Below are 25,616 nucleotides of genomic sequence, written 5' to 3'. Positions count from 1 at the left end.
CACGCGAGTACGCCCGTGACCTCAGTCCCTACCTAACAGGACACCGCTCACTGCGCGCTGACTGTGCAGCGTGCGCGGTCAAGCCAGGAGTTCCGCGAGGGCGATCGCGTTCTTCGGCGCCTCGACCTTGACGTCGTTGTCGAAGTAGACGTACGTGTCGCGGCTCCAGCCCTTGATCTTCCGGGCCCACTGCTTCAAGGCCTTGTCGCTGTACCCGCTGACGTACAGTTCCTCGTCGCCGTGCAGCCGGACGTACGCGAACTCGTCGCTCGTCATCTCGTCGACGAACGGGAACTTGCCCGCGGTGTCGGCGACCACGAGCGCGATGCCGTGTTTCCGGAACAGTGCGAGGCTTTCGGGCTCGGCGAAGCTCGGATGCCGTACTTCGACGGCGTGCCGGAGCTTCCGGCGCGGCTTCGGATCGGTGTGCGGTCCGGCCTTCAGCTTGTCGTCGTGCTTGTGCGCGAGCTCGGCGGCGGCGTGACTGGTGCGCGGCAACAGCTCGAAGAACCCCTCGACCCGCTCGGCGTCGAACGTCAGCCGCGGTGGCAACTGCCAGAGGAACGGACCCAGTTTCCGGCCGAGCGCCAGCACGCCGGACGCGAAGAAGTTCGCCAGTGGCGTCTCGACGTCACGCAGCTGCTTCATATGCGTGATGAAGCGGCCGCCCTTGACGGCGAAGACGAAGTCGTCCGGTGTCTGCTCGGCCCACGCCCGGTACCGCTCGGGACGTTGCAGCGAGTAGAACGAGCCGTTGATCTCCGCCGAGTTCATCCGGGACGACAGGTATTCCAGCTCGCGCCGCTGCACCAGGCCGCGAGGGTAGAAGTCCCCGCGCCACGGTGGGTAGCGCCAGCCCGAAGTGCCGACTCTGAGCTCCGCGACGTCGATCACCGCCTTCCCGCGTTGCCCTGATTCCCCCTCTCCCGCGCGCGCAAACGCGCCCTCACGCCCACGAGAACCGCCACCTGCGGGTCTGGACCAGGCTGGAAGCGAATTCGCGCAGATTGCCCGGCTGACCGGCGAACGCGGGCAGGCAGAACGAACGGTGCTCGGCGGCGACCGTGAGCGCGCGGCCCTGGGTGCGCGGCGGCGCGGCCACCGACAGCTCCATCGAATCGAAGCCCAGCACCGTGAGCGTCGCGCCGAACCGGTCTTCCCAGCTGCGCAGGACCGCGGACAGCTCGTGGACCTGATCGGTCGCCTTGATCATGCCCGTCCAGCCGAGGATCGCCGGGATGTCGGCGGGCCGCTCGGTCTGCACCAGCGCCAGCCGATGCTGCCCGCGCGCGGCGAGGATCGAACCGGTGTTGCCCGCCTCGGCCAGCGGATCCGCCCGGCGCGACGGACGGCGGGCCAGCCCTGGGAACTTCGCGCCGAACGGGCGCAGGCAGGCGCCGTCGCAGCACGACGTGTCCCACCAGCGGGCCAGCACCTCCGCCGGATCCACCGAGGAGATCCGGTGATCGGCGGGAGCGAGCCTGCCGCGGTCGTCGATCCAGTCCTCGCCGTTGGCCGCGAAACGCTGGTCGTGCGGGATCAGCACCGGCCACAGCCCGGAGCGGTCGAACTCCGCGACGCAGCCGGTGTAGCGCTCCGGCCTGGCCAAAGGCAGATCCGAAACCCAGATCCGGCCGTGCCACCGGCCGGGCGGCAGGGTCTGGACGGGCGGCGTACCCGGGCGGAACGGTGCGATCGTCATCGGCTTCCCCTCGAACTGGTGTTCGGTCAACTCTACCCGAACACTAGTTCGAAGCACCGACAGTTTTCGATACCCCGTTTGCGGGATGTCGCGGGTGCCGCCTCATGCGTCACTGGTGTCACAGTGGCCACAGAAGGAGTGTCCACAGTGGACTTTTCGCGTGGTCGGCAGCGCCACAAGCGGCGCGTGAAGGACCCCTTTCCTCGGCTCAGCCGAGGAAACTCGACCTTCACACCTTCCGGCGCCCCATGCGAGCAATCGTGGTCAGGCGGGCTGGATTCTGGTTGTGGTCGACCGTGGAGGCCGTTCCGTGAAGGCCTCCTTACCTACCCTGAAGGTAGTGAAGGAGGCCTTCACGGACTTCGAGGCCGCCGGGAGCGAAGCGATAGCAAAGGTCCCTTGCTCTCTTTTCGCGGGCCAGGCCCGGGTCCCTACATGGGGCGCAGCAGGTCGTCCGCGTCCACGATCCGGTACGCGTAGCCCTGTTCGGCCAGGAACCGCTGCCGGTGCGCCGCGTACTCCGTGTCGACGGTGTCCCGCGAGACGACCGAGTAGAAGTGCGCCTGCCGTCCGTCGCCCTTGGGCCGCAGGAGCCGTCCGAGCCGCTGGGCCTCTTCCTGCCGCGAGCCGAACGTCCCGGAGATCTGGATCGCGACCGAGGCCTCCGGCAGGTCGATCGAGAAGTTCGCGACCTTCGAAACGACCAGCGTCCTGATCTCACCGCGCCGGAACGCGTCGAACAGTTCCTCGCGTTCCTTGTTCCGGGTCGCGCCCTGGATCACCGGCGCGTCGAGTTCGTCGCCGATCATCTCCAGCTGGTCGAGGTAGGCCCCGATGACCAGTGTCGGCTCGCCAGGATGCCGGTCGACCAGCGATTTGATCACCTTGGTCTTGGTGTCCGCGGTCGCCGCCAGTTTGTACCGCTCCTCGGCCTCGGCGGTCGCGTAGGCGAGCCTCTCGGCGTCCGTCAGGGTCACCCGGACTTCGGTGCATTCCGCCGGCGCGATCCAGCCCTGCGCCTCGATGTCGCGCCAGGGGACGTCGTATCGCTTCGGGCCGATCAAGGAGAACACGTCGCCTTCGCGCCCGTCTTCGCGCACCAGGGTCGCTGTCAGCCCGAGCCGCCGCCGCGATTGGAGGTCCGCGGTCATCCGGAACACCGGCGCGGGCAGCAGGTGGACCTCGTCGTAGACCACCAGGCCCCAGTCCCGCGAGTCGAACAGGTCCAGGTGCCGGTACTCGCCCTTGGTCTTACGCGTGACCACCTGGTACGTCGCGATGGTGACCGGCCGGATCTCCTTCTTCTCCCCGGAGTATTCGCCGATCTCCTCCTCGGTGAGCGAGGTGCGCGCGATCAGCTCCCGCTTCCACTGCCGTCCGGCGACGGTGTTCGTCACCAGGATCAGCGTGGTCGCCTTCGCGTGCGCCATGGCCGCGGCGCCGACCAGCGTCTTGCCCGCGCCACAGGGCAGCACGACGACGCCGGACCCGCCCGCCCAGAACGCCTCGGCGGCCTTGCGCTGGTAGTCGCGCAGCTCCCAGTCGACCTCGGCCAGTTCGATCGGGTGCGCCTCGCCGTCGACGTAGCCCGCCAGGTCCTCCGCGGGCCAGCCGACCTTCAGCAGCGCCTGCTTCAGCCGTCCGCGTTCGGACGGGTGCACGATGACGGTGTCCTCGTCGATGCGCGCGCCCAGCATCGGGCTGATCTTCTTGTGCCGGAGGATCTCCTCCAGCACCGCGCGGTCGATGGTCGACATGACCAGGCCGTGCGCCGGGTGGTTGGCGATCTGCAACCGGCCGAACCGGCCCATCGTGTCGACGATGTCGATGAGCAGCGGCTGGGGCACGGGGAACCGTGAGTAGGACGTCAGCGCGTCGACGACCTGTTCGGCGTCGTGGCCGGCCGCACGGGCGTTCCACAACGCCAGCGGCGTGATCCGGTAGGTGTGGACGTGCTCGGGCGCGCGTTCCAGTTCGGCGAACGGCGCGATGGCGATCCGCGCGTCGTCGGCCTGGCTGTTGTCGACCTCGAGGAGCACGGTCTTGTCGGATTGGACGATCAGCGGGCCATCGGTCACATCGTCCTTTATACGTTCCGGCCACACCGGCTCCCGTCGCGGCACCGCTGGTGGAAGGATGTGCGTCAGGTGAGGAGGAGGGGACCTTGACGACAACACCGACCGGCGGCCCGCCCGAGTACGACCCGTTCAACGCGCCCGCGCCGCTGCCTCCGATGCCGGAGGTGGGACCGCCGACACCGTTCCCGAAGCCGCGACCGCTGAGTGTGCCTGCCAAGGTTTCGATCGTGCTCGGCGTCGTCGCCGCGCTGGGCCTGGGGAGCCTGGCCGCCTGGGGGATTTCGCAGTCGAGCAGGTACGCCAAGGTCGAGGCGGGCAAATGCCTGTACCTGACCGACGAGGCGGGCGGCAACCAGAGCTACACGACCGCCAGCTGCACGTCGAGCCGTGCGACCTTCCGCGTCGACGAGGTGCGCACGGGCTCGTCCGACTGCCGCGATTCCGACTACATCCAGTTCGAGCTGTACGGGAGTTCGTCGAGCAAGAAGGCCCAAAAGACGCTCTGCCTGGCGCTGAACGTCGAGACCGGGGACTGCCTGCGCGACGTCGTTCACGAGACGCGGATCGCGAAGGTGCGCTGCACGGACATCAGCGCGGAGGCGCGGGCAGTCGTGACGCGGGGGTCGTCGGAGAGCGCCTGTTCGTCGGACGACACGGCGCTGCACTACACCGGGCCGCCTGAGCGCACAGTGTGTTTGCGGCCGACCGGGGAGAACATCTAGAGACGCGGTCTTGATCGGGTTTCCAAGCCAGGCCTGGGTGCGCCGAATGAGCCACTGGCACCAGCGGGACTGGCGCCGTGTTGCTTGCCCGGCATCGGCTCAAGGCCGCGGCACCAGCGCCTGCACGTCGAGCCGGGCGCCGATCATGCCCGAGTTGTGCATCAGATCGGCGACGCGTTGCAGCCGGATGCCGTTGAGGGAGACCGGGTAGGTCCCGAGCGAGATCAGCGAAGCCGTGGTGCGGTCGATGTCGGAGAACGTCGGCAGCGCGTCGCGGACGACGGCGGAGTCGGCCGCTCGCACCTGCGCTTCGCCGAGCACCTTCCGGAACACCGCGAGCGTGCGGGCGTTGCCCTGGCCGAAGGCCCCTGACGAGACGTAGGCCGACATCGGGAAGTCCAGGGTCGCGCCGCGGGCGCCGTCGGCGAGGATGCTCGCCCCGAGTTCCTTCTCGGCCCTGGTGATGTACGGCTCCACCATCCACGCGGCGTCGACTTCGCCCGCCTGCAACGCCTGCGGCATCCGGTCGAACGGGTGCTGTTCGAACTGGATCCTGGTGACGTCGATGCCCGCGGTCCCGAAGACCGAGCGGGCGGCCAGCACGCCGATGTCGTCGAGCATGTTCACCGCGATCTTCGGTGACTTCTTGAGCGTCGGCTCGGTGTAGTCGGAGCCAGGGAGTGTGACGAGCGCCATGGTGTTGCGGCCGGCGGTGTAGGCCTCGCCCTGGAGTTGCAGTGGTGTCCCGGCCGCGGCGGCGCGGAAGATCGAGACGTCGCTGGCGAACGCGATGTCGACTTCGCCCGCGGCGAGCTTGCCGATCGCCTGGTCGCCGGGAACGTCGACGAGGGTGACGGAAAGGCCCGCGGCGGTGAACTTCCCTTCGGCGACGGCGACCCGCAGGGGTGCCGTGTCGATGGGGCTTCCGACGCCGACGCGTAGTTCCGTCCGTTCGAGTGGCGCGTCGGTGCTTGCGTCACCACCTGAAAACACTCCGCAACCGGCGGTCGCCAGCAGGGCCGCTACCAGCGGAATCGCCAAGACGCGCATCTTCGTCACCGCTCACCTACCGAGAGAATGTGCTCCTCCTTCTGGATCGTATGGTCCGTGCCCCATACGATCGCCTGCGGGAGACGCCGGATTGCGCGGCTTTCGATCGTCCTCGAACCTTGTTACTCTACAGTAGGTTCGGGCTCTCGTCCCCGATGTCAGCCATGGGAAAGGGTCCCGTGGTGGGAAAAGGAAACCAGGTGGCCCGTCGCGACAAGCGTCCCCGTGGGGGCGACGCGGCGGAACGGCATCCTCGTGTCGGCGGACGATGGCGGCTCCGGAACTGGCACCTGCGTACCAAGCTCTTCGTGGTGCTCCTGATCCCCGCGCTCGCGGTGGTCGCCCTCGTCGGGCTCCGGGTCGACTCGGATCTGCGTGACGCCCGGCAGCTGGCCGAATTCGCCACCCGCGGCCGGGTCGACAGCACCGTCGCCGAAGCCGTGCACCAGCTCCAGCGTGAACGGGACCTCACCGTCCGGTTCGTCGCGGGCGATCGCAAGGGCGACGTCTCCGAACTGACCGAGCAGCGCAAACGTGCCGACGAAGCCATCGGCACGTTCGACCGCACCCTCGGCGAAAGCAAGAACAGGCTCGGCGACAAGGCCGCGACGAGTCTGCAACTGACCAGCGACCGCCTGCGTGTGCTCACCGGACTCCGGTTTTCCGCGGAACACTCGGCTTTTCCCGCCGACGCGGTGCTGCGTTCCTACAGCGAACTGATCTCCGGCCTGCTCGACATCAGCGATGCCACCGCCGCCGACGTGTCCGATCCGGATCTGGGGAAGCTCCGCCTCGCGGGCAACGCCCTCGCGCGGGTCAAGGATCAGATGTCGGTCAAGCGCGCGATCATGGCGGCCGCGCTCGCCCAGGGCGGTCTCAACCGCGACCGGACCCGCGCGCTCCTCGGCGCGGAGGCCGAACTCGCCGCCGCCCGCAACGACTACCGCACCTTCGCGACACCCGAGCAGCAGCGGATGTACGACGACACGGTGATCGGCCTGATCGTCGACATCGGCAACGACATGGTGGAGTCGGCGCTCATCCGCGCCGAGAACGATCAGGGGCTCGGCGGCCTGGACCCGAACCAGTGGGACACCTCGGCCACCTACACGGTCAATCTGGCCCACCAGGTGCAGCAGGCGCTGCTGGTCCAGTTGCAGGAACGCACCGACGCCCTCGCGGCACAGGCGAGAACGTCCGCGATCTGGGACGGCGGCATCGTCCTCGGCGTCCTGCTCGTCGCCGGCGTGCTGTCCGTGATCATCGCGCGCTCGCTGTTGCGGCCGCTGCGGATCCTGCGCCGCAGCGCGCTCCAGGTCGCCGAACACCAGCTCCCGGCGGCCGTCGAAGGTCTGCTCAGCGATCCCGAACCGCAGCCGGAGAACCTGCGGCGCCGGCTGGCCGTCGCGCCGGTCCCGGTGTTCAGCCGAGAGGAACTCGGCCAGGTGGCGCGCGCGTTCGACGCGGTGCACGGCGAGGCGGTCCGGCTCGCCGGGGAACAGGCCATGCTGCGGGAGAACATCAACGCGATGTTCGTGAACCTGTCGCAGCGGAGCCAGGATCTGGTCGAGCGGCAGCTGTCCGTGCTGGACCGCATGGAGGCCGACGAACAGGATCCCGACACGCTCGCCGGCCTCTTCGAGCTCGACCACCTCGCGACCCGGATGCGCCGCAACAGCGAGAACCTCCTGGTGCTCTCCGGGACCGACGTCGTCCGTGAGGACGGTGGCGCCGTCGTCGCCGACGAGATCATCGGCGCCGCGCTCTCGGAGGTCGAGCACTACCAGCGGATCGAACTCGGCGCCGCGCCGCGGATCGCGGTGCGCGGCGAAGCCGTCAACGACCTCGTGCACGTGGTCTCCGAACTGCTGGAGAACGCGACCCGCTATTCGGACCGGAGCACGATGGTGCAGGTCGAGGGGCACGAGACCGAACGCGGCGAATGGCAGATCGACATCACCGACCACGGCGCCGGGATGCCGCAGGCGGAGATCGACCGCACCAACGCGCGGCTGGCGAACCCGCCGGACGTCGACGTCGAGGTCTCCCGGCGGATGGGCCTGTTCGTGGTCGCGACACTGGCCGTCCGGCACCGGATCGACGTCCGCCTGCGGTCCGCCGACGGTGGCGGGATCACCGCGGTGGTCGTCGTGCCCGCCGCGCTCATCGTCGAAGCGCCCCAGCCCGCCCAGCTGCCGGAGCCCCCGCCCGTCGTCGTCGTTCCCGAGCCGGAACCCGAGCCGCCGCTGGAAGTCCCGCCGCTGCCCGAACTCCAGGAGAGCGTCGAGGAGTCGCGGTTCGCCGCGCCGGTGCTGGATCCCGGGCCGCTGCGGCGCGCTCCCGTCGTCGAACGCGAGACCCAGCCGGAGTGGCCTTCTTCGGACGACGACGCCGTCAACCATCTCGAGCTGGACTCGCCGACCGAGCGGATGCCCAAGTACCAGAGCGTGCTTTCGCAGTGGTTCGACCACGGCGGCCCGCGCGAAGGGCCTTCGCCCGCCGAACCCGGCCCGCCCTCCTTGCCCTCGTTCGAACCGGTGAAGGCGGCCGAGGAGAGCGCCGCGCGGGAGGAACCGGCGCAGGACCCGGACGAGCCGACCGAGCCGACGCTGAAGCCGGTGCCGCCGAAGGAAAAGAAGCCGGAGCCGGAACCCGCTTGGCCGACACCCGCCGAGCTGGAACAAGAGGACGGGGCGGAGGAGACCTGGCCGGTGCTCCCCGCCGTCGTTCCCGAGGCCCGGTCGCAGGACGACAGGCCGGAGAAGCCGCGAGGGGAGAGGCCGATACTCTCACTTTCCCCCGAAGCGGTCCGCGAACGGATGACCAGCCTGCAAGGCGGATTCCGGCGCGGTCGCCACGCCAGGGGTGAAGACAACCCTTCGGATTGAGCGAATGTGCGGAGCTGCGATGTACCCGGAAGGCGACCCTGAGCTTGAACCCGCCTCCATCGCGGCCGCCGCGGGTTCACCGACAGACACTGAGCGAATTGGAAGGTCCATGAGCCCGAAAACCGGCCTGCTGGAAGTGATCGCGCTGACCGCGGCGGACGCGGAGCGCGCACAGGATGGCGGGGCCGATCGCCTCGAACTGGTCAGCGACATGGCCAGCGACGGTCTCACGCCGTCGGTCGAGACGCTGCGCGACGTACTCGCCGCCACCGACCTTCCGGTGCGGGTCATGCTGCGTGACAACATGTCCTTCGCCGCCGGTGATCTCGACGGACTGCGCGTGGACGCCGTGCGGCTGATCGACGCGGGCGCCCGGGAGTTCGTGCTCGGTTTCCTGGACCTGGAAAGCGAAATCGACGTCGACGCCTGCGAGACCTTGGTCAAGGAACTCGACGGGCTGCCGTGGACCTTCCACCGCGCCATCGACCGCGCGCGGGACCCGTTGCGCGCCTACGATCAGCTGACCGCGCTCGGCTGCGACACGGTGCTCGCGGCCGGGCATCCGCACGGCGTGGCGCACGGACTTTCGGTGCTGCAGCGGCTCGCCCGCCGTTCGGACGGGCCGCGGCTGCTGGTCGGCGGGGGCCTGCGGGCGCAGCAGGTGCATCTGCTGCGGGCCGGTGGGGTGGGCGCGTTCCACGTCGGCAGCGCGGTCCGTCCCGGCGGCTGGGAGTCCGATGTGGACGTCGCGGCCGTTCGCGAGTGGGCGGCTCTGGTCAAGGAGTAGGCAGGCCCGAGCAGGCAAGTACGTGAAGGCCCCCTTCCTTGCGCCAGACGCAAGGAAGGGGGCCTTCACGTACTTCCGGATACGGTCGAACTCCTGGCATTGACCCTCGAAGTCGGCAAGGAGGCCTTCGCCGCATCGCGCCCGCGCCAGACCGTATGCGAGGGGTCAGGTTCAGACCACATACGGTGATACGAGGTTGCATCTTCAACTATCGGGTTCCGACCAGATACCGTGTGGTCATGGCTACCCGCACCGTACGTGACGCGACCAGGGAACTGCTGCGCGATCTGGGCCTGACCACCGTTTTCGGCAATCCCGGCACGACCGAGATCGCCTTCCTGACGGAGTGGCCGGACGACTTCACCTACGTGCTCGCGCTCCACGAGGCGTCCGTCGTCGCGATGGCCGACGGGTACGCGCGGGCGACGAGGCGGGCGACGCTGGTGAATCTGCACTCCGCCGGCGGGGTCGGCCACGCGCTCGGGCACATCTTCACCGCGTACCGCAACAACGCGCCGCTGATCATCGTCGCCGGCCAGCAGACCAGGTCGCTCCTGCCGGACGATCCGTTCCTCGGCGCCGTCGAGGCGGCGAACTTCCCCAAGCCGTACGTGAAGTGGAGCTGCGAACCGGCGAGGGCCGAGGACGTCCCGGCGGCGCTGGCGCGGGCGTATCACGTCGCGACCCAGGCGCCGATGGGGCCGGTGTTCGTCTCGGTGCCGGTGGACGACTGGGACGTCGAGACCACGAAGCCGATCGTCTCCCGGCCGACGATCCGCGGTTTCGCGCCCGATCCGTCCGCTTTGGACGAATTGGTGTCCGCTTTGGACGCCGCCGAGCATCCGGCGATCGTGGTCGGCGCGGGTGTCGACGACGAGGGCGCCGTACCGGATCTCGTCGAGCTGGCCGAGAAGGTCGGCGCGGGCGTCTGGGCGTCGCCGATGGCGGCGCGTTGCTCGTTCCCCGAGGACCACCCGCAGTTCTTCGGTTTCCTGCAGCCGGAACGCAAAGCGCTCGCGAGCGCGCTGATCGACCACGACCTCGTGGTCGTCATCGGCGCTCCGGCGTTCATCTACCACGTGTACCGCGGCGAGTCGGAGATCTCGATGCCGCCGCTGTTCCTGGTCAACTCCGACGAGCAGGTCCTCGCCAGGGCCGAGGCGGGCACCGGCATCCGCGCGACGCCGAAGCTCGCGATCCGCGCGCTGCTGGAGCGCGCCACGCCGCGGGAGGCGCCGAAATCCCGCACCCGGCTGGAAAAGCCCGCCGCGGTCACCCCGATCACGCCGAGCTTCGCCTACTCGGTGATCTCGGAAGTCCTGCCGGACAACGCGATCGTCGTCGAAGAGACCCCGAGCCACCGCAACGAACTGCACGACCACCTGCCGATCAAGTCCACCGACTCTGGCTTCTTCACCGTCGCCAGCGGCACCCTGGGCTACGGCCTGCCCGCCGCCGTCGGCGTCGCGCTGGCCCGTCCGGACCGCAAGGTCGTCGCCATCCTCGGCGACGGGTCGAGCATGTACTGCGTCCAGGCACTGTGGACGGCGGCGCAGCACCACCTGCCGGTGACGTTCGTGATCTTCGACAATTCGCAGTACGCCGCCGTGCGCATCCTCGGCGAGGCCGCGGGCGGCGAGAAGGTGCCGGGCGTCGACCTCGGTGGCATCGATTTCCCCGCGCTGGCGAAGAGCCTGGGGCTGGGAACGTCGGTCGTCGAGAAGGCCGAAGACCTCAAGCCGACGCTGGAAGCCGCGCTGCCGGACGAGCGGCCGCATCTGGTGCACGTCCGCATCGACGCGAACCCGCGCACGCTGTACTGAGGCGCTGGGGCCGCCTCGTGATGTAGCGAAGGCCTCCTTCCCCGCCATCAGGGTAGGCAAGGAGGCCTTCGCTACTTGGACGTTGTGAAGCCGTTGCTAGTACGTGAAGGGGGCCTTCATGTACTTGTCGAGGCGTAAGGCAAATGTGTCGTGTGCCGGGGTTGGCGGCAGGGCCAGGGCCTGGCGCCTTCTCGACTGTCCATAAGGGACACGTTCCGAGACGGCAGAGCCCGATTTGTGCGGATTTGCAGGGGGGTCGTGAGTGGCGATTCGGGTTAGAACCCGAATCGCCACTCACGACCCTCGTCGCGAACCGCGCATCTGGTCATCCCCTCGACGCGTCAGCTCTTCGCGCGCACCTCGGAGGCGGCAGCGTCGGCTTCGGCGTCCTGCTGCGCGAGTTCGTACTCGGCCGCGTCGGAAGCCGCGGTGACGGCGGCGGCGTTCTCGGGGGTGCCACCGTGCAGCAGCCGCGCCACTTCACCGCGCAGCGTCACGAACTCGGCGGACTCGCGCGTGGTGATCTGGTCCCGCTCCGCGGGCAGCCCGACCGGCAGATCCGCGACGATCTTGGCGGGCGACTTCGACAGCACCAGCACCCGGTCCGAGAGGTAGACACTCTCGTCGATGTCGTGCGTGACAACGAGAACCGTGCTGCCGTTCTCGCGCTGCACGCGCCGGGTCAGGTCCTCGAGTTCGAATCGCGTCTGCGCGTCGACCGACGCGAACGGCTCGTCCATCAGCAGCAGGGCGGGGCGGCTGGCCAGCGCTCGCGCGATCGACACGCGCTGCTGCATACCGCCCGAGAGCTGCCACGGGAACTTCGAGCCGACTTCGGAAAGACCGACCGAATCCAGCGCCTCCTGCGCCCGCGTCCGGCGCTCCGAGCGGCTCAAGTTACGCCACCGCAAGGGGAATTCGACGTTCTTCGCGACCGAGAGCCACGGGAACAGTGAGCGGCTGTAGTCCTGGAACACCACGGCCAGATCCTCCGGCACGCCGGAGACGTCGTCGCCGTGCAGGCTGACGCGGCCGGACGTCGGCTTGATCAGCCCGGCGATGCAGCGCAGCAGCGTCGACTTGCCGCAGCCCGACGGGCCGACGATGCTCGCGAGCTGTCCCGCTTCCACGGTGAACGACAGATCGTTGACCGCGATGTGCGCCTTTTCTCCCGCGCCGTAACGGTGGTTCAGCCCGGAGACTTCGAGCATGGTTGACATCTTGCTGACCCTTCGAAAACTAGAGACGGCCGTTGCGGGTGGGCTGCCAGCGGAGCACTCTCTGCTCCACCGCGAGGAAGGCCGCGTTGAACCCGAAGCCGAGGAGCCCGAGCAGGACCAGCCACGACCACATGAGCGGGAAGTCGAACGCCTGCTGGGCGTCCATCAGTGACCGGCCGATGCCGTTGTAGGAGCCGACCAGTTCCGAGATCACCATCAGCAGCAGGGAAATGGACAGGCTCAGCCGCAGCCCCGCGAAGATCTTCGGCCCGGCGGCAGGCAGCACGATCGAGCGCACCCAGTACGACCGCGGGGTCCGGAACGATTTCGCGGTGTCGATCTTCACCTGGTCCACCGACCGGACCCCGTCCACGGTGTTGAGCAGCACCGGCCAGATCGCGCCGAAGATGATCGATCCGGTCTGCATGCCCGGCCCGAGTCCGAAAAGGACGATGAACACCGGGATCAGCGCGGGCGGCGGCACCGAGCGGAAGAACGCGAAAAGCGGTCCGACGTAGTCCATCCCGGTCTTGGACCGGCCGAGCATGACCCCCAGCGCGACGCCGAGGGCGCCGGCCAGCAGCCAGCCGCCGAGTGTCCGGCCGAGGCTCGGCAGGACGTTGGCGAACACGGTGTCGGTGAGGAACAGTTGTGAGGCCGGACCGGTGAACCACAGTTTCGCCGAGGCGGTCAGGATTTCGGTCGGCGGCGGAAAGAACGGGCTCTCCGCGAGCCGGGTCGCGAGCTCCCAGATCCCGAGCAGGGCGAAGAAGAGCAGCCAGTTGCGGACGAGGATGCCGATACCCCGGCCCACGCGCCTGCCGACGCGGCTGGTCAGCGTGAGGGTCGTCACGAGACCGCCTCCCGGTCGACCGTGCTCCAGCGGAACGCCCGCCTGCCGATCATCTCGAGTCCGCCGTTGATGAGGAAGCCGAGCGCGCCGACCACCACGGTGCCCGCGAGCACGAGGTCGAACCTGGTGGAGCCGGTGCTGGCCTGCATGATGAAGTTGCCGATGCCGAGTTTGGCCCCGGCGAGGAATTCGGTGCTGACCACCGCGATCAGCGCGATGTTGGCGGACAGCCGGACCCCGGTGAACACGAACGGCGCGGTATGCGGCAGCGCCACCGACGTCAACGTCCGGAACTTGCTGGTACCGCAGGCTTTCGCGGTCTCCTGCAGGACGGGGTCGATCTCGCCGAGCGCGTAGATCGTGTTGAACATGATGGGCCACAACGACGCGTACACGGCCAGCGTGATCTTCGCTTCGGGGCCACCGCCGATCAGCAGGAGCACCAGCGGGATCAGCGCGACGGCGGGGATCGGCCGCAGGAACTCGATGACCACCGCGGTCGCGGTGCGCAGGCCGGGGATGCTGCCCAGCAGCAGACCGGCGGGTACGGCGACGGCGACCGCGATCAGCAGGGCGATCGCCCACGCGAGGAACGTGGCGATCAGGTCCCGGATGAACTGCGTCTCGCCGAACTGTTCGAAGATCGTCACGAGGACGACGGTCGGCGGGGGAAGGAACTCTTTACGGACCAGGCCGGCCTGGACGATCACTTCCCAGATGAGGAAGAAACCGGCCAGACCGGCCAGAGCACGGAGAAGTCGTGGCACCTTGACCTTTATCCAGCTTGAGGGGCGAGCATCGGAGCGGCGTCGAGCTTGGCCGAGATCACTCCGGTCTGCAGCAGCAGATCCGGCACGCGCTGCAGCCGGCGGGCGTCCAGGGTGGCCCCGAACGTCGGCAGCGTCAGCAGTGAGGCGGTTTCGGCGTCGACCTTGGCGTACTTGACGATCATCGGTTCGATCTTGGAGCGGTCGGCCGATTCGCGCACGGCCTTGGCCAGTGCGCGCTGGAACGCGGCCAGCGTCTTCGGGTTCTTGTCCACGAAGGAGCCGAGCGCGCCGAAGCCCGCCAGGGGGAAGTCCGTGGTGGCGCCGGTCGCGATGTCGACGACCGGGGTCGCGCCGACGACCTTGGACGCCTGGGTCAGGAACGGCTCGGGCAGGTAGCCCGCGTCGACCTGGCCCGAGCCGAGCGCGGCGGCGATGTTCGGCAGCGCCATCGGCACCCACTGGACCTTGCTGGTGTCGACGCCGTGGTCCTTCATCACCGAGACGGTGAGCAGGTGGGAGGCGGTGTTCTTGTCGGTGATCGCGATCTTCTTGCCCGCGAGGTCGTTGATCGTCTTGACCGTGGAGTTCGGCACCGTGACGACCGCGTTGCTCTTGGGGCTGGCCGACACGGAGTCGGCGACGAGCCGGATGTCGGCGGCGCCCTTGCTCTTCGCGACGAAGAACGGCATGTAGGTGGAGAAGGCGATGTCGACCTCGCCACCGATCATCTTGGTCATCGCCTGCTGACCGCTGGGGGCGTCGACCGCTTCGACCTCGAGACCTTCGGCCTTGAAGTAGCCGGCTTCCTGAGCCAGCCGCAGCGGCGCGAGGTCGACGACGGGCAGCAGGGCCACCTTGATCTTCGACTTCTCCAGCGAGCCGTCACCACCGGACGCTTTGGACGTGTCGTCGCCGCCGAGGGCGCCACAGGCGCCCAACGTGGCCAGCATGAGCGCGCTCAGGGCGACGCCGACGGCACCTCGGCCTCTACGCGCACCACTTCTGCTCATGGCGTTTCGAAACAAAGCCAGCTCCTCGGAAACAATGAATCACCGTTGGGGTTTTTTCATCCGTGTCGTGGCTTCGATTCGCCAGGCACGCGGTCACCTTAGAGATTTGCCCACCTGCTCACAATGGGTGTTGTCAGCGGGTGATCATTTTAGGCCATTCGCCCGATCACCGGATCACCCGCTTGGACAACATTACTTTCAGTGATCGAATTACGGGTGGAACCGCAATTCGGGGTAACCGCGTGTCATCAACTGGTGGTCTGCGGCGCGATCATCGGGCCGACGTCGATCTTGGTCTGGATGGCGCCCATCTGCAGGAGCAGGTCCGGCACCCGCTGGATGCGGCGGGGGTCCAGGGTGGACTGGAAGGTCAGCAGCGTGGTCAGCGCGGCGGTGTCCTGGTCGATCTTGGCGTACTTGACCAGCAGCGGCTCGATCTTGGAGCGGTCCGCCGCGTCCCGGGTGGCCTTCTGCATGGCGCGCTGGAAGGCGGCCACGGTCTTCGGGTTCTCGTTCACGAACTTGCCGAGCGACCCGTAGCCCGCGGTGGGGAAGTCCTGGGTGGCGCCGGTGGCGGTGTCCACGACCGGGACGGTGCCCGCCTGCTTCGCGGTCTGGGTGATGAAGGGCTCGGTCAGGAAGCCGGCATCGATGTCACCGTTCTTGAGCGCGGTCCCGATGTTCGGCAGGGGGATCGGCACCCACTGCACCTTGCTCGCGTCGACGCCGTGGTCCTTCATGACCGATTTGGACAGTGTGTCCGACACGGTGTTCGGCGCGGTGATGCCGATCTTCTTGCCCGCCAGGTCGCTGACGCTCTTCACCGTCGACGTCGGCAGGGTGACCAGCATCGTGCTCTTCGGACCGGCGGAGGAGGCGTCCGCGACCAGCTTGATGTCCGCGGTGCCCTTGCTCATCGCGATGAAGAACGGCGTGTAGCTCGCGTACGCGATGTCGACCTCGCCGCCGATCAGCTTCGTCAGCGAGACCTGGCCGGTCGCGGCTTCGATGGCCTCGACGTCGAGACCCTCGTTCTTGAAGTAGCCGCCGTCCTGCGCGAGGCGCAGCGGGGCGAGGTCGATGGTCGACATCACGGCGACCTTGATCTTCGACTTCTCGAGGTTCCCCGAGCCGCCGGAAGAGGAGGACGAATCGTCGCCGCCGAGGAGGCCGCAGCCGCTGGCCGATACCGAGACGACGGCCGCCATCGCGAAGGCGAGGGCTCCACGCCGGCCCAGGCTGACGCTCAAGGCCTTCTTCGAGCTTGCAGAGCCAAGCAAAGGGGTGCTCCTGATCAAGGGAGGGACACGTGATGACGTGGCCTGATGTGGAATTCGGAAGTGACTCTTTGTCAAGCCACGGGCCCACTGTAGAGAACGGACACAGCGCTCACAATGGGTGGTCATCCCATGATCCCAAGTGGTAACGATCACCCGAACAGGTTGTTTGTCAGAAGTGAACACAACGGGGCGTGTTCGCGGCGGGGACTTGTTGCCAACTGAGCGCCAACGGGTCAAGACCCGTACGGGGTCTTCTTGCACGTCTTGACCGAAGGGTTACATCTGGCCCTTCCGTTCGCTACCCTCATGCACCGGTAGTGAGGTGTGGACCACTGATGTAGTGAAAGAGAGTGCCTTGGATGGCCGAACGCTCTGGACCTTTCCCGAGGTGCAAGGCACTCTGTGTCGAACACGTTGAACACGTCCGTGCTTCACTGGTGCGTCCCCGCGCACTGGCGGGTTGGGCCGAATAGACCAATGGCGTCAGGCAGGGTTTCGGTCAAGTGCACTTGAGAGACTGCGTCAAAGACGACTTCCGCATTTCCAGGAGTGGACCCGCACGCCGTGCGCGCTCCTCCAGGGTGACGGGAGCGAGCGGATAGTGGTCTCCGACAACCGACCCAGACAGCAGCAGTACGGCATGTCCAAAATGGGCTTTCCCGGCCCGGATGAAGATGATGGTGGTGCGGCGGTGCCGAACGAAGACACCGCGGGGGTGGGAGGGGCCCCTGCGCGGGATACCGGAGACGGTCCTGGCGGGAAGGCCGGGTCGTTCCTGGGCCTGCGTAACTGGCGTCTGCGATCGAAGCTCGCGGCCGTTCTGATCATCCCGACGCTGACCGCGCTCGCGCTCGGCACGCTGCGCGTGATCGACGACAGCGGCGAGGCGGCGAGGTTCCAGGACACGGCCGACCAGGTCGCGTTCGCCGACAAGATCACGCTCGTGGTGCACGAGCTGCAGAGCGAACGCTCGCTCGCCGTCGCCAAGATCGCCTCCGGTGACGCGTCGCGCCAAGCCGGTCTCGACGCGCAGATCTCCAAGGTCGACCGCGCGGTCGACGATCTGCGGGCTTCGGCGAACCAGATCAACCCGGACGATCAGGACACAAGGGACCGTTATTCGCGTGGTCTGCAGCGGCTCGACGCCCTGCGCCCGCTGCGCGGCGCGATGAACACCTCGCTGCTGGGCGACACCCCGGTCCTCATCGCCTACTCCGGCATCCTCGACTCGCTGGTCCAGCTCGGCCGCGAGGTGACGACCGCGGTGGCGAACCGCGACGTGCTCCGGCTCGGTGTGACCGTGCAGGCCGTCAGTGAGGGCAAGGAGTTCATCGCCCGCGGTGACGCGGCGCTACTGATCGCCTCCTTCCGCTCCTCGTTCCCCGGCGACCTGTTCGACCAGGCGCGTTCGGCGGTCGCGAGCGGTGACGCCTCGACGGCGGCCTTCCTCGCCAACGCCAGCCCCGAACAGCGGCAGCTCTACTCGGACACCTTCTCCGGCCCCGAGGTCGACGACCGCCGCCGGATCACCACGATGGCGTTCTCGCTGCACCAGCAGAACGAGCCGCCGTCGATCGACAACGTCGCGCTCGGCAACGACAGCCGGGTCGCGCTGGACAAACTCCGCGCGGTCGAGACCAATCTGCTCGGCCAGCTGCGGGCACAGGCCGACGAACTGGCGACCGACGCGATCAACTCGGCCTGGATCGGCGGCGCGATCGTGCTGCTGGCCCTGCTCGCGGCGCTGTTCCTGATGCTCGTCATCGCCAGGCTGATGCTGCGCCCGCTGCGGATCCTGCGGAAGACCGCGCTCGACGTCGCGTACACACGACTGCCGGAAACCGTGCAGGCGATCCTCGACGACCCGGACCCGGTCAACGCCTCGAAGCGCTCGGTCGAGCCGGTGCCGGTCACCTCGCGTGACGAGATCGGTGAAGTGGCGCGGTCCTTCGACGTCGTCCACGCGCAGGCCGTCAAGATGGCCGCCGAGCAGGCCCTCCTGCGAGAGAACGTCAACGGCATCTTCGTGAACCTGTCCCGCCGGTCGCAGCGGCTGGTGGAACGCCAGCTCGGCGTGATCGACCGGCTCGAGGCCGACGAGCAGGATCCGGACCACTTGGCCAGCCTGTTCGAGCTCGACCACCTCGCCACGCGGCTGCGCCGCAACGGTGAAAGCCTCCTGGTGCTCTCGGGCGCCGGTCTCGCGAAGTCGGTGCCCAAGCCGGTGCCCGCCGCCGACGTCATCGGCGCCGCGGTCTCGGAGATCGAGCAGTACGCCCGGATCGAGATCGGGATCGTCCCCGAGGTCGCCGTCCAGGGCCTGACGATCCACGACCTCGTGCACGTGCTCGCGGAACTGCTGGACAACGCCACCTACTTCTCCGAGCCGGAGACGAAGGTGACCGTCCGCGCGGTGATCACCCGCAAGAAGGCGCTCGCCATCCAGGTCACCGACCACGGTGTCGGCATGACCGAGGAGCGGCTCGCCGAGGTGAACCAGCGCCTGGCCGACCCGCCGGACCTGGACGTCTCGGTGACCCGGCGGATGGGCCTGTACGTGGTCGCGCGCCTGGCGCGCCGCCACGGCATCGAGGTCCGGCTGCGGGAGAACGAGGACATCGAGGGCGGCGTGATCGCGCGGGTCGTCGTGCCCGCCGAACTGCTCACGCAGATGCGGCCCGGCGTGCGGACCCCGCCGCCGTCGAACCGCTCGGAAACGTCGATGCCTTCGATGCCGTCGGTGTCCGAGATGTCGACGTCGCTGCCGAACATCCCCGCTTCCGACCGCGGCCTGGAGATGACCCCGCCGCCACCGTCGAAGCCCCCGGCTTCGCAACCGATCGCGCAGCAGGGCGGGCTCGTCCCGCTCGACCAGCCGATCAGCCTCGACGACCTGGTCGCGGGCAAGAACGCGGCCGGACCGTTCCTCAGCCCGGCGGTCCCCGCCGAGGAGACCCCGGCGTGGCCGACGGCGGACGACATCTCGCCGCCGAACGGCGACGGCGCCTCCAGCGGCACCGAGACCCAGTTCTCGTCGCTGGTGCTGCCGAAGCGGGAGCCGAAGTACACCCCGGTCGAAACGCCGAACAGGGCAATGGGGTCTTCGGGGTCTTCGGAGTCCGAGCGGTCTTCGGACGAAGGCAAGTCGGCGCTCGACGACGACGTGCCCACCCGGCGGCTGCCGATCTACCAGTCGGTGCTGTCCCGTTGGTTCAGCGAAGGCGACGAGGCAGGCGCCGACACCCCGACCACCTACACGGAGCCGGTCGAGCCCGACCTGCCCGAGCAGACCCGCGACACCGCCGCCGACGTGGTGGAACCCGACGTCGAGGACACTCCCGAAGAGGCATTGCCCACTCGGACCCCTCGGACTGTTCCGCCGGAGACCGCGCTCCAGGACAATGGCTGGCGCAGCGCGTCGGACGACGGCTGGCAGGCGGCGCAGGTCCTGTACGAAGAGCGGAACGACGAGATCACCCCGGCCGGCCTGCCCAAACGGGTGCCGAACCAGTACCTCGTCCCCGGCTCGATCGGCGGGAACGAGCCGAAGAAGGAAGACTCGTTCGCCGACAAGACCTCCGGAATGCCGGGAACGGGTGCGATCGCCCGCTCGGCGACTGCGGCGAGGAGTCGGATGGCAAGCTTCCAGCAGGGCTACAAGTCGGGACGGCACGCGTTGAAGGATCGTCCGATCGACGCGCTGGATGACAACGGCGTTCCGGTGACCGGCGGAGGTTCCTCCGCCGATGACAGCAGTAAGGAGTGACAGTGACACGGGCGGGTGCGATGCAGCCGGGTGGTCCGGCGCAGCCTGGCGGCCAGGCGCAGGGTAAAGGACACACGAGCAGCTTTGCCTGGCTGATCACGGATTTCGTGCACCGGGTCCCGGGCGCGGCGCATGCCGTGGTGGTGTCGGCGGACGGTTTGCTGCTGGCCTCTTCGAAGGGACTTCCCAAGGACAGGGCCGATCAGCTGGCCGCGGTCGCGTCGGGGCTCACGAGCCTCGCACGCGGTGCGGCGAAGGTGTTCGAAGGCGGCACGGTCGCGCAGACGGTGGTCGAGATGGCCAACGGCTTCCTCTTCCTGATGTCGGTGTCCGACGGGTCCTGTCTGGCGGTCCTCGGATCGCCGGAGAGTGACATCGGCCTGGTCGTCTACGAGATGACCCTGCTGGTGGAACGGGTGGGGCAACAGCTGACACCGGAGATGCGCGCGCAGCTGCAGGGCGCGTCGGTCCGCCGCTGAGCGACCGGGAACCGAGGAGAATGCCGTGGACGACGGGCGCTTGAGGGGCGATGGCCGGCTCGGTGACGACTTCTCCGGCGGGTGGTCGGAACGTGACGACGGCCGGGAGGACTGGACGTCCTTCCGGGACCGGGTCGACCGCGAATGGCGATCGCGACGGGCACAGGGGTCGGACAACGACCCCGTGTCCCCGGACGAGGCCTCCCGCTGGCTGACCGATTCGAACGCGGGACAGGGACCCGCCGATTTCAGCGTCACGGACTACCGGGAACGCCTGCTCGGCGGCCCCGGGGCCGAACTGTTCGGTGGTGGCAGCGGCCCGCTCTACGATTCCGGCGAGTTCGCCAAGTTCTCCTTCGACAAGGAGGAGGAACGCCGGGCGGCCGCGGCCGCCGCGGATCCGCTCGCCGCGGCACTGCCGCAGCAGGCACAGAACGAATACGTCGACGAGCAGTACACCACCGACGTCGAATCATCCGGCCTGGTCCGGCCGTACTTCCGCACGCGGGGACGGACCAAGCCGACGTACGACCTTGCCATCGAGGCGTTGATCTCGACCAGTGAACAGGGACGTGTGCTCGACCGGGTACGCGTCCCCGAACATCGGTCGATCTGCGACCTTTGCCTGGACACCCGGTCCGTCGCCGAAGTCGCGGCGCTGTTGCGCCTGCCGCTCGGCGTGGTCCGGGTGCTGATCGGAGACGTGGCCGGCCTCGGCCTGGTCCTGGTGCACACTGCCAGCCAGAACGTGGGTGACCGGCCCAGTATCGAGTTCATGGAGAGGGTGCTCAGTGGGCTTCGGAGAATTTGACTCCGACGCGAATGCGCCGCAGGTGGCCGGGCCGACGTCGTCGGCCAAGATCGTGGTCGCTGGCGGATTCGGCTCGGGGAAGACCACGCTGGTCGGAGCGGTTTCGGAGATCGATCCGCTGACCACCGAGGCCATGATGACCGAGGCCAGTACCGGCGTCGACGACAATTCGGCCACCCCGAACAAGTCGACGACGACCGTGGCCATGGACTTCGGCCGGATTTCGCTGGACTCGGATCTGGTGCTGTACGTGTTCGGTACGCCGGGCCAGCACCGGTTCTGGTTCATGTGGGACGACCTCGCGGTCGGCGCCATCGGTGCCGTCGTGCTGGTCGACACGCGGCGGCTCGCCGACGCGTTCCCGTCGATCGACTTCTTCGAGAACCGGAAGCTGCCGTACGTCGTGGCGATCAACTGCTTCGACCGGCTGCTGCACCACCAGATCGAGGACGTCCGGCACGCGCTGACGATCTCGCCGTCCGTGCCGATCATGGCCTGTGACGCCCGGGAACGTGACTCCGCCAAGCAGGTGTTGATCTCGGTCGTGCAGCACGCCATCGCACACGATTCGGCGTTGCGCGCGGGATAGCGACAGGCGAAACCCCGGAGCGGATGCGGCCGTTGGAGTGAACTCGGCAGGCTTCACCCGCTTCGGGGAGTGGCGCCACCAACCGGAGCGGACGCGGGGCGATCCCTTTCACGCGATCCGGTGCTGAAGGCGCCCGAACGGGTGACCGGAACGGCGATGACCTGGGCGGACGCCGGTTCACGTCCGGTCGCACCCGGCCACCACGGGGTGACCCACGAATGCGTGGTTCGCGATGGGTCGACGCGGTGAGCGGCCGGACGTTTACGTTCGGTTAACGCCGATGGCCGGGTGGCGGACTCGACACGATCGACGGGACGAATACGCTGGGTGGAGGCGTCTTTCGGACCGCCGGTACCGGGATCGGTGCTGGTCGGGGAGAGTCGCCCGGACCACGTCGCCCAGGTGGTCTTGACGCAGCGAGGAGGGACTTGTGACGGCATCCGGACAGCAGCAGAGCTCGTTCGGCTGGCTCATCACGGATTTCGCGCGCCGGGTTCCCGGTGCCGCGCACGCCGTGCTGGTCTCGGCGGACGGTCTTCTCCTCGCGCCGTCGGAAGGGCTGCCGCAGGAGCGGGCCGAACAGCTGTCCGCGGTCGCCTCCGGGCTGATCAGCCTCACCGCCGGCGCCGCCCGCTGCTTCGACGCGGGCGGGGTCAACCAGACCGTCGTCGAGATGGAACGCGGCTACCTCTTCCTCATGTCGGTCGCCGACGGCTCCTCACTCGCCGTACTGGCCGCGCCGACCTGTGACATCGGCACCGTGGCCTACGAGATGACCCTGCTCGTCGAGCGGGTCGGCCAGCAGATCACGCCCGAGCTGCGCGCGCAGCTGCAGGGCGGCGTACGTGGGTAAGCGCCGATGAAGATCACCGGATTCACCGAACCGGAACCCTCCGGCTGGGACTCCCTCTACCAGGGCACCGAACGCGAGGCCTTCGATTCCCCGAGCCGGTTCGAGCTGAGCTCGATCAGCACGGTCATGCCGCGACGCCCGCCCGCCGCCCCGCCCCCCGCCCCGGCGCCGATGCCTTCGCCCCTTCGCCAATCGCCGCCGCCGCGCGTCACCGCCGACGACGCCGCGCCCGCTTCGGTCTACATGCCGCCGTCGCCGGGCTCGCGGGTCCGGCCCTACACCCGCACCGGCGGACGCACCCGCACCGCGCACGACCTGGCGCTGGAGGCGCTGGTGTCGACCAGCGACGACGGTCGCCGGTACCGCGGCGTGCGGACCCCCGAACACCGCCAGATCTGCGACCTCTGCCTCGATACCCGGTCGATCGCGGAGATCGCCGCGCATCTGCGGCTGCCGCTTGGCGTGGTGAAGGTGCTCGTCGGCGACATGGCGGACGCCGGTCTGGTGCTGATCCACCAGACGGAACTGATCCTCGGCGACTCTTCTTCGCGCGCTTTCATGGAGCGGGTGCTTCAGGGCCTTCGCGCCCTCTAACCCCCCGCAATTAGTCACCTACTTGCGCTCCGAACAGCCCGCAAGTAGGTGACTAATTGCGGGGGTCAGTCTTCGACGAGGGCAGCCGACGTGATCCGGTGCAGCGGGTAGCGCTCGTGGTCGGTCCCTTCGAGGACCCCGCCGCCGACCCGCAGCGGCCGCACCACCCGCTGGCTCGCCGTCCCGCGTGAGTCGACGAAGCCGATCCACACCTCGCGGCGCTCCATGGTCGCCTGGGACAGCAACGCCAGCGTCGCGGACGTGTCCCCGGCGCCGCCTCCCTGTGGCGCGCGCACCGTCTCGCCCCGGCGGCGCGCCGAAGCGGCGTCACCGGCCCGGACGTGCGCGACGATCTTGCCGACCTGGTCGTCGGTCAGCCCGGCAGGCTCTCCGGGGGCCCGGCGCGCGGCACGCGCCTTCGCGGGCAGGCGACGTCCGGAAGGCCTGATGTCCATGACGCGTCCGTCGGGACCTTCGGCGGCAGGAGCGAACCCGGCGGCGCGGAGCGCGTCGAGGACTTCGGCGAGCGGGTACGCGCTGATGAGCACTGTCGGCGCGATCATGCGCAAGCCGTACTCCGTCGCGACCGGGCTGCCCATGACCTCCGCGAGCAGCGACGCGTCGTCGCAGCGCAGGAACGATTCGGCGGCCCCGCCGCGCAGCCGCCCGTGCCGCCGGGCGACGTCGTCGATCAGGTAGCTCAGCGATTGGGGCACCGGCGTCGCCGACCGCGTCGTGAACAGCTGGTGCAGTTCGCCCGCGGTCCGCCCGGTGTCGAGCGCGCGCCGCACGGACGTCTCGGTGATCCGGTAGACGGTCGCGTGCCCGGAGGATTCGATGTCGGCGACGGCGGTCATGTCGGCCGCGAGTTCGGCCTCCAGCGGACCCGGCGCGACCACCGTCAGATCGGCCTGGACCAGGACGTGGTCCACCGGACGCGGCAGTGCGTCGATCATCGCCTCGACCGCTCCCGGCCGATCCTCGGCCAGCAGTGCCCGGGTCGCCGTGGTGAGCCCGCCGAGCCCGATCAGGCCGAGTGCGGCCCCCTCCGCCATCGTCCAGCGCACGGTCTCGTCCCGCAGCCGCCCGCCCCGCCGCGGCGCGCGCCAGGCGAGGGCGGCGACCAGTTCGTCGGTGCTCTTCACGCCCGCGCCGTCGGGAAGCGCGGCGAGGGCGAGGAGGATCCGCCGCCGCGACGCAGGCGCCAGCGGACGGCGCAGATCCTCCGACAGCGGCGCGATCGGCTTGTCCTTCGCGTCCCGCCCGCCGGCGAGGCCGGGCAGCCGGGGCAGTTCGAGCCAGGCCTGCGCGACCGTCATCCAGCGCTGCGCGGTCGGCGACGCGAGCCACGAATCCGTGAGCGTCGTCGGCACCCATTCCGGCGTGGTCGCTTCGCTGTCGGCCACCAGCCCGGCGCCGACCGCGATCTCCGCCAGCAGGGTCACCCGTGTCTCGTCGACGTCGAGATCCTTGGCGAGCTTCTTCAGTTCGCGGACCCCGAGCCCGCCGGACTTCAGCACCGGCGGCGGCGTCTCCGACCACGCACGAAGCATGCTTTCGGTCTGGCGCAAGAACTCCATCGCCTCGCCGGCCGCCGTCGCGTCCACTGTGGACGGCTGATGCGGATGCGTGGGGAGCTCCGGTTCGCGCAGCGACGCCGGGTCGAACACCGACCCGCCGCGCAGCGCGATCCCGATCTCGCGCGGCAGCTCGACGGTCTGGTCGTCCCGGCGCAGCAGCAGGCCACGCGCGAGCAGGCGCTGGACAGGGTTCCGCGCCCGCTCCAGCGGGACGTCGGCCGACGCGTCGCGGGTGCGGCCGATCGGCGGCCCGGCGGCCAGCGTCGTCAGCAGGGCTCGTTCATCCTCGCCGGCCTCCGCGAGCGCGGCCTCGATGTCCGTTCCGGCGAGCGAGGGCGACGACGACCCGAGCCCGGCCGGGAAGGGCCCGAGCGCGTCACGGGCCGACGGCGGGACGCGCAGCGCGTCGTCCTCACCCCAGACCAGGGCCCGCTTGCGCAACAGCGCCAGCGGCTCGCCGATCTTCGTGCCCACGAGCCGCGCGACCTCGGCCGCGGCGACCGGATCGGTGTCCGCTCCGGCCAGCAGGAGAGCGTCGAGGACGGAGAGAGTGAAGGTGTCGAGGTCTTCGCAAGCACGCGCGACGGAGCCCGGCGTGCCGGCCCGGGTGGCGAGCACGATGGTGTCGGACGGGGGTGGCGTGGACAGGTCGCGACGCGTGCGCAGCAGTGCGGCGAGAGCGTCGTCGGACTCCTGGCGCAGCCAGTCCGCCAGGGATGGCGCGGGCATAGACGACCAGGATACCGGGCGGGTGGTGGCCC

The 25,616-nt window shown here is 68.9% G+C and carries 21 protein-coding genes; 11 read left to right on the top strand and 10 right to left on the bottom strand.

The features are described 5' to 3' along the window. Positions 1-78 precede the first annotated feature (78 nt). The 3 genes from DL991_RS06885 to DL991_RS06875 all read right to left on the bottom strand — a co-directional run bounded on the left by DL991_RS06885 (position 79) and on the right by DL991_RS06875 (position 3,780). Positions 79-894, bottom strand: coding sequence for a DUF72 domain-containing protein (locus DL991_RS06885; RefSeq protein WP_125782126.1), 816 nt, complete (start codon positions 892-894; stop codon positions 79-81). A 52-nt stretch (positions 895-946) separates the two neighbouring features. Beyond that, positions 947-1,702: a DUF4253 domain-containing protein gene (locus DL991_RS06880; RefSeq protein ID WP_125782124.1), complete on the bottom strand. Its 756-nt coding sequence runs from the start codon at positions 1,700-1,702 to the stop codon at positions 947-949. Between the two features lie 431 nt (positions 1,703-2,133). Further along, complete coding sequence (locus tag DL991_RS06875) at positions 2,134-3,780, bottom strand: DNA repair helicase XPB (protein WP_125782122.1); 1,647 nt, start codon at positions 3,778-3,780, stop codon at positions 2,134-2,136. A gap of 86 nt (positions 3,781-3,866) precedes the next feature. Here DL991_RS06875 and DL991_RS06870 point away from each other — a divergent pair, with 86 nt between their 5' ends. Beyond that, the gene (locus tag DL991_RS06870; protein ID WP_125782120.1) at positions 3,867-4,502 is read left to right on the top strand and encodes a hypothetical protein; all 636 of its coding nucleotides are present in this window, start codon (positions 3,867-3,869) and stop codon (positions 4,500-4,502) included. A 99-nt stretch (positions 4,503-4,601) separates the two neighbouring features. On the opposite strand, the gene DL991_RS06865 is transcribed toward DL991_RS06870, so the two are convergent. Next, the gene (locus tag DL991_RS06865) at positions 4,602-5,561 is read right to left on the bottom strand and encodes an ABC transporter substrate-binding protein (protein ID WP_125782118.1); all 960 of its coding nucleotides are present in this window, start codon (positions 5,559-5,561) and stop codon (positions 4,602-4,604) included. Positions 5,562-5,752: 191 nt separating this feature from the next. Here DL991_RS06865 and DL991_RS06860 point away from each other — a divergent pair, with 191 nt between their 5' ends. From DL991_RS06860 to mdlC, 3 genes are all read left to right on the top strand, one after another. Beyond that, on the top strand, positions 5,753-8,440 hold the full coding sequence (locus DL991_RS06860; protein WP_199753851.1) for a nitrate- and nitrite sensing domain-containing protein: 2,688 nt from the start codon (positions 5,753-5,755) through the stop codon (positions 8,438-8,440). A gap of 109 nt (positions 8,441-8,549) precedes the next feature. After that, positions 8,550-9,227 (top strand): copper homeostasis protein CutC, encoded by a 678-nt coding sequence (locus DL991_RS06855; protein ID WP_125782114.1) that lies wholly within the window; start codon positions 8,550-8,552, stop codon positions 9,225-9,227. Between the two features lie 239 nt (positions 9,228-9,466). Further along, positions 9,467-11,050 (top strand): benzoylformate decarboxylase, encoded by a 1,584-nt coding sequence (gene mdlC, locus DL991_RS06850; RefSeq protein WP_125782112.1) that lies wholly within the window; start codon positions 9,467-9,469, stop codon positions 11,048-11,050. A 341-nt stretch (positions 11,051-11,391) separates the two neighbouring features. On the opposite strand, the gene DL991_RS06845 is transcribed toward mdlC, so the two are convergent. From DL991_RS06845 to DL991_RS06825, 5 genes are all read right to left on the bottom strand, one after another. After that, entirely contained in the window at positions 11,392-12,270 is an 879-nt protein-coding gene (locus tag DL991_RS06845) for an ABC transporter ATP-binding protein (protein WP_125782110.1), read from the bottom strand. A 19-nt stretch (positions 12,271-12,289) separates the two neighbouring features. Next, on the bottom strand, positions 12,290-13,123 hold the full coding sequence (locus DL991_RS06840; protein WP_125782108.1) for an ABC transporter permease: 834 nt from the start codon (positions 13,121-13,123) through the stop codon (positions 12,290-12,292). Continuing rightward, positions 13,120-13,890: an ABC transporter permease gene (locus tag DL991_RS06835; protein WP_125782106.1), complete on the bottom strand. Its 771-nt coding sequence runs from the start codon at positions 13,888-13,890 to the stop codon at positions 13,120-13,122. Before DL991_RS06835 ends, DL991_RS06840 begins: the two co-directional genes overlap by 4 nt. Positions 13,891-13,898: 8 nt before the next feature. Then, complete coding sequence (locus DL991_RS06830) at positions 13,899-14,843, bottom strand: ABC transporter substrate-binding protein (RefSeq protein ID WP_125782289.1); 945 nt, start codon at positions 14,841-14,843, stop codon at positions 13,899-13,901. Between the two features lie 308 nt (positions 14,844-15,151). Beyond that, positions 15,152-15,994 carry an ABC transporter substrate-binding protein gene (locus tag DL991_RS06825; RefSeq protein ID WP_370305769.1) on the bottom strand — a complete coding sequence of 281 codons (843 nt, stop codon included), beginning with the start codon at positions 15,992-15,994 and terminating at the stop codon, positions 15,152-15,154. Between DL991_RS06825 and DL991_RS43940 the strand changes: the two genes are divergently transcribed. From DL991_RS43940 to DL991_RS06795, 7 genes are all read left to right on the top strand, one after another. Beyond that, positions 15,984-16,229, top strand: coding sequence for a hypothetical protein (locus DL991_RS43940; protein ID WP_370305767.1), 246 nt, complete (start codon positions 15,984-15,986; stop codon positions 16,227-16,229). The two genes, DL991_RS06825 and DL991_RS43940, sit on opposite strands and share 11 nt — an antisense overlap. A gap of 594 nt (positions 16,230-16,823) precedes the next feature. Continuing rightward, positions 16,824-19,949: a nitrate- and nitrite sensing domain-containing protein gene (locus DL991_RS06820; RefSeq protein ID WP_125782104.1), complete on the top strand. Its 3,126-nt coding sequence runs from the start codon at positions 16,824-16,826 to the stop codon at positions 19,947-19,949. A 20-nt stretch (positions 19,950-19,969) separates the two neighbouring features. Further along, positions 19,970-20,428, top strand: coding sequence for a roadblock/LC7 domain-containing protein (locus DL991_RS06815; protein ID WP_085939650.1), 459 nt, complete (start codon positions 19,970-19,972; stop codon positions 20,426-20,428). 25 nt (positions 20,429-20,453) lie between these two features. After that, a complete protein-coding gene (locus tag DL991_RS06810; protein ID WP_125782102.1) occupies positions 20,454-21,239 on the top strand; it encodes a DUF742 domain-containing protein in 786 nt (261 codons plus the stop codon). Further along, on the top strand, positions 21,220-21,828 hold the full coding sequence (locus tag DL991_RS06805) for an ATP/GTP-binding protein (protein WP_125782100.1): 609 nt from the start codon (positions 21,220-21,222) through the stop codon (positions 21,826-21,828). The genes DL991_RS06810 and DL991_RS06805 overlap by 20 nt, the downstream gene beginning before the upstream one ends. A 430-nt stretch (positions 21,829-22,258) precedes the next feature. Then, positions 22,259-22,681 carry a roadblock/LC7 domain-containing protein gene (locus tag DL991_RS06800; protein WP_020631857.1) on the top strand — a complete coding sequence of 141 codons (423 nt, stop codon included), beginning with the start codon at positions 22,259-22,261 and terminating at the stop codon, positions 22,679-22,681. Between the two features lie 6 nt (positions 22,682-22,687). Beyond that, positions 22,688-23,275 (top strand): DUF742 domain-containing protein, encoded by a 588-nt coding sequence (locus tag DL991_RS06795; RefSeq protein ID WP_125782098.1) that lies wholly within the window; start codon positions 22,688-22,690, stop codon positions 23,273-23,275. A 65-nt stretch (positions 23,276-23,340) separates the two neighbouring features. On the opposite strand, the gene DL991_RS06790 is transcribed toward DL991_RS06795, so the two are convergent. Further along, positions 23,341-25,584, bottom strand: a complete 2,244-nt coding sequence (locus DL991_RS06790) for a helicase-associated domain-containing protein (RefSeq protein WP_125782096.1) — start codon at positions 25,582-25,584, stop codon at positions 23,341-23,343. Positions 25,585-25,616 lie beyond the last annotated feature (32 nt).

This window comes from Amycolatopsis sp. WAC 01375 (assembly GCF_003947325.1).
In the GTDB taxonomy this organism is placed as follows: domain Bacteria; phylum Actinomycetota; class Actinomycetes; order Mycobacteriales; family Pseudonocardiaceae; genus Amycolatopsis.
This window is presented reverse-complemented; position numbering and strand designations above follow the sequence as displayed.

Bases quoted from the DNA above. Each gene is read 5' to 3' on its own strand.
- DL991_RS06795 (WP_125782098.1), top strand. From the start codon at position 22,688: ATGAAGATCACCGGATTCACCGAACCGGAACCCTCCGGCTGGGACTCC.
- DL991_RS06880 (WP_125782124.1), bottom strand. From the start codon at position 1,702: ATGACGATCGCACCGTTCCGCCCGGGTACGCCGCCCGTCCAGACCCTG.
- DL991_RS43940 (WP_370305767.1), top strand. From the start codon at position 15,984: ATGGTCGACATCACGGCGACCTTGATCTTCGACTTCTCGAGGTTCCCC.
- DL991_RS06845 (WP_125782110.1), bottom strand. From the start codon at position 12,270: ATGTCAACCATGCTCGAAGTCTCCGGGCTGAACCACCGTTACGGCGCG.
- DL991_RS06830 (WP_125782289.1), bottom strand. From the start codon at position 14,843: ATGCTGGCCACGTTGGGCGCCTGTGGCGCCCTCGGCGGCGACGACACG.
- DL991_RS06820 (WP_125782104.1), top strand. From the start codon at position 16,824: ATGTCCAAAATGGGCTTTCCCGGCCCGGATGAAGATGATGGTGGTGCG.
- mdlC (WP_125782112.1), top strand. From the start codon at position 9,467: ATGGCTACCCGCACCGTACGTGACGCGACCAGGGAACTGCTGCGCGAT.
- DL991_RS06825 (WP_370305769.1), bottom strand. From the start codon at position 15,994: ATGTCGACCATCGACCTCGCCCCGCTGCGCCTCGCGCAGGACGGCGGC.
- DL991_RS06790 (WP_125782096.1), bottom strand. From the start codon at position 25,584: ATGCCCGCGCCATCCCTGGCGGACTGGCTGCGCCAGGAGTCCGACGAC.
- DL991_RS06855 (WP_125782114.1), top strand. From the start codon at position 8,550: ATGAGCCCGAAAACCGGCCTGCTGGAAGTGATCGCGCTGACCGCGGCG.
- DL991_RS06815 (WP_085939650.1), top strand. From the start codon at position 19,970: ATGCAGCCGGGTGGTCCGGCGCAGCCTGGCGGCCAGGCGCAGGGTAAA.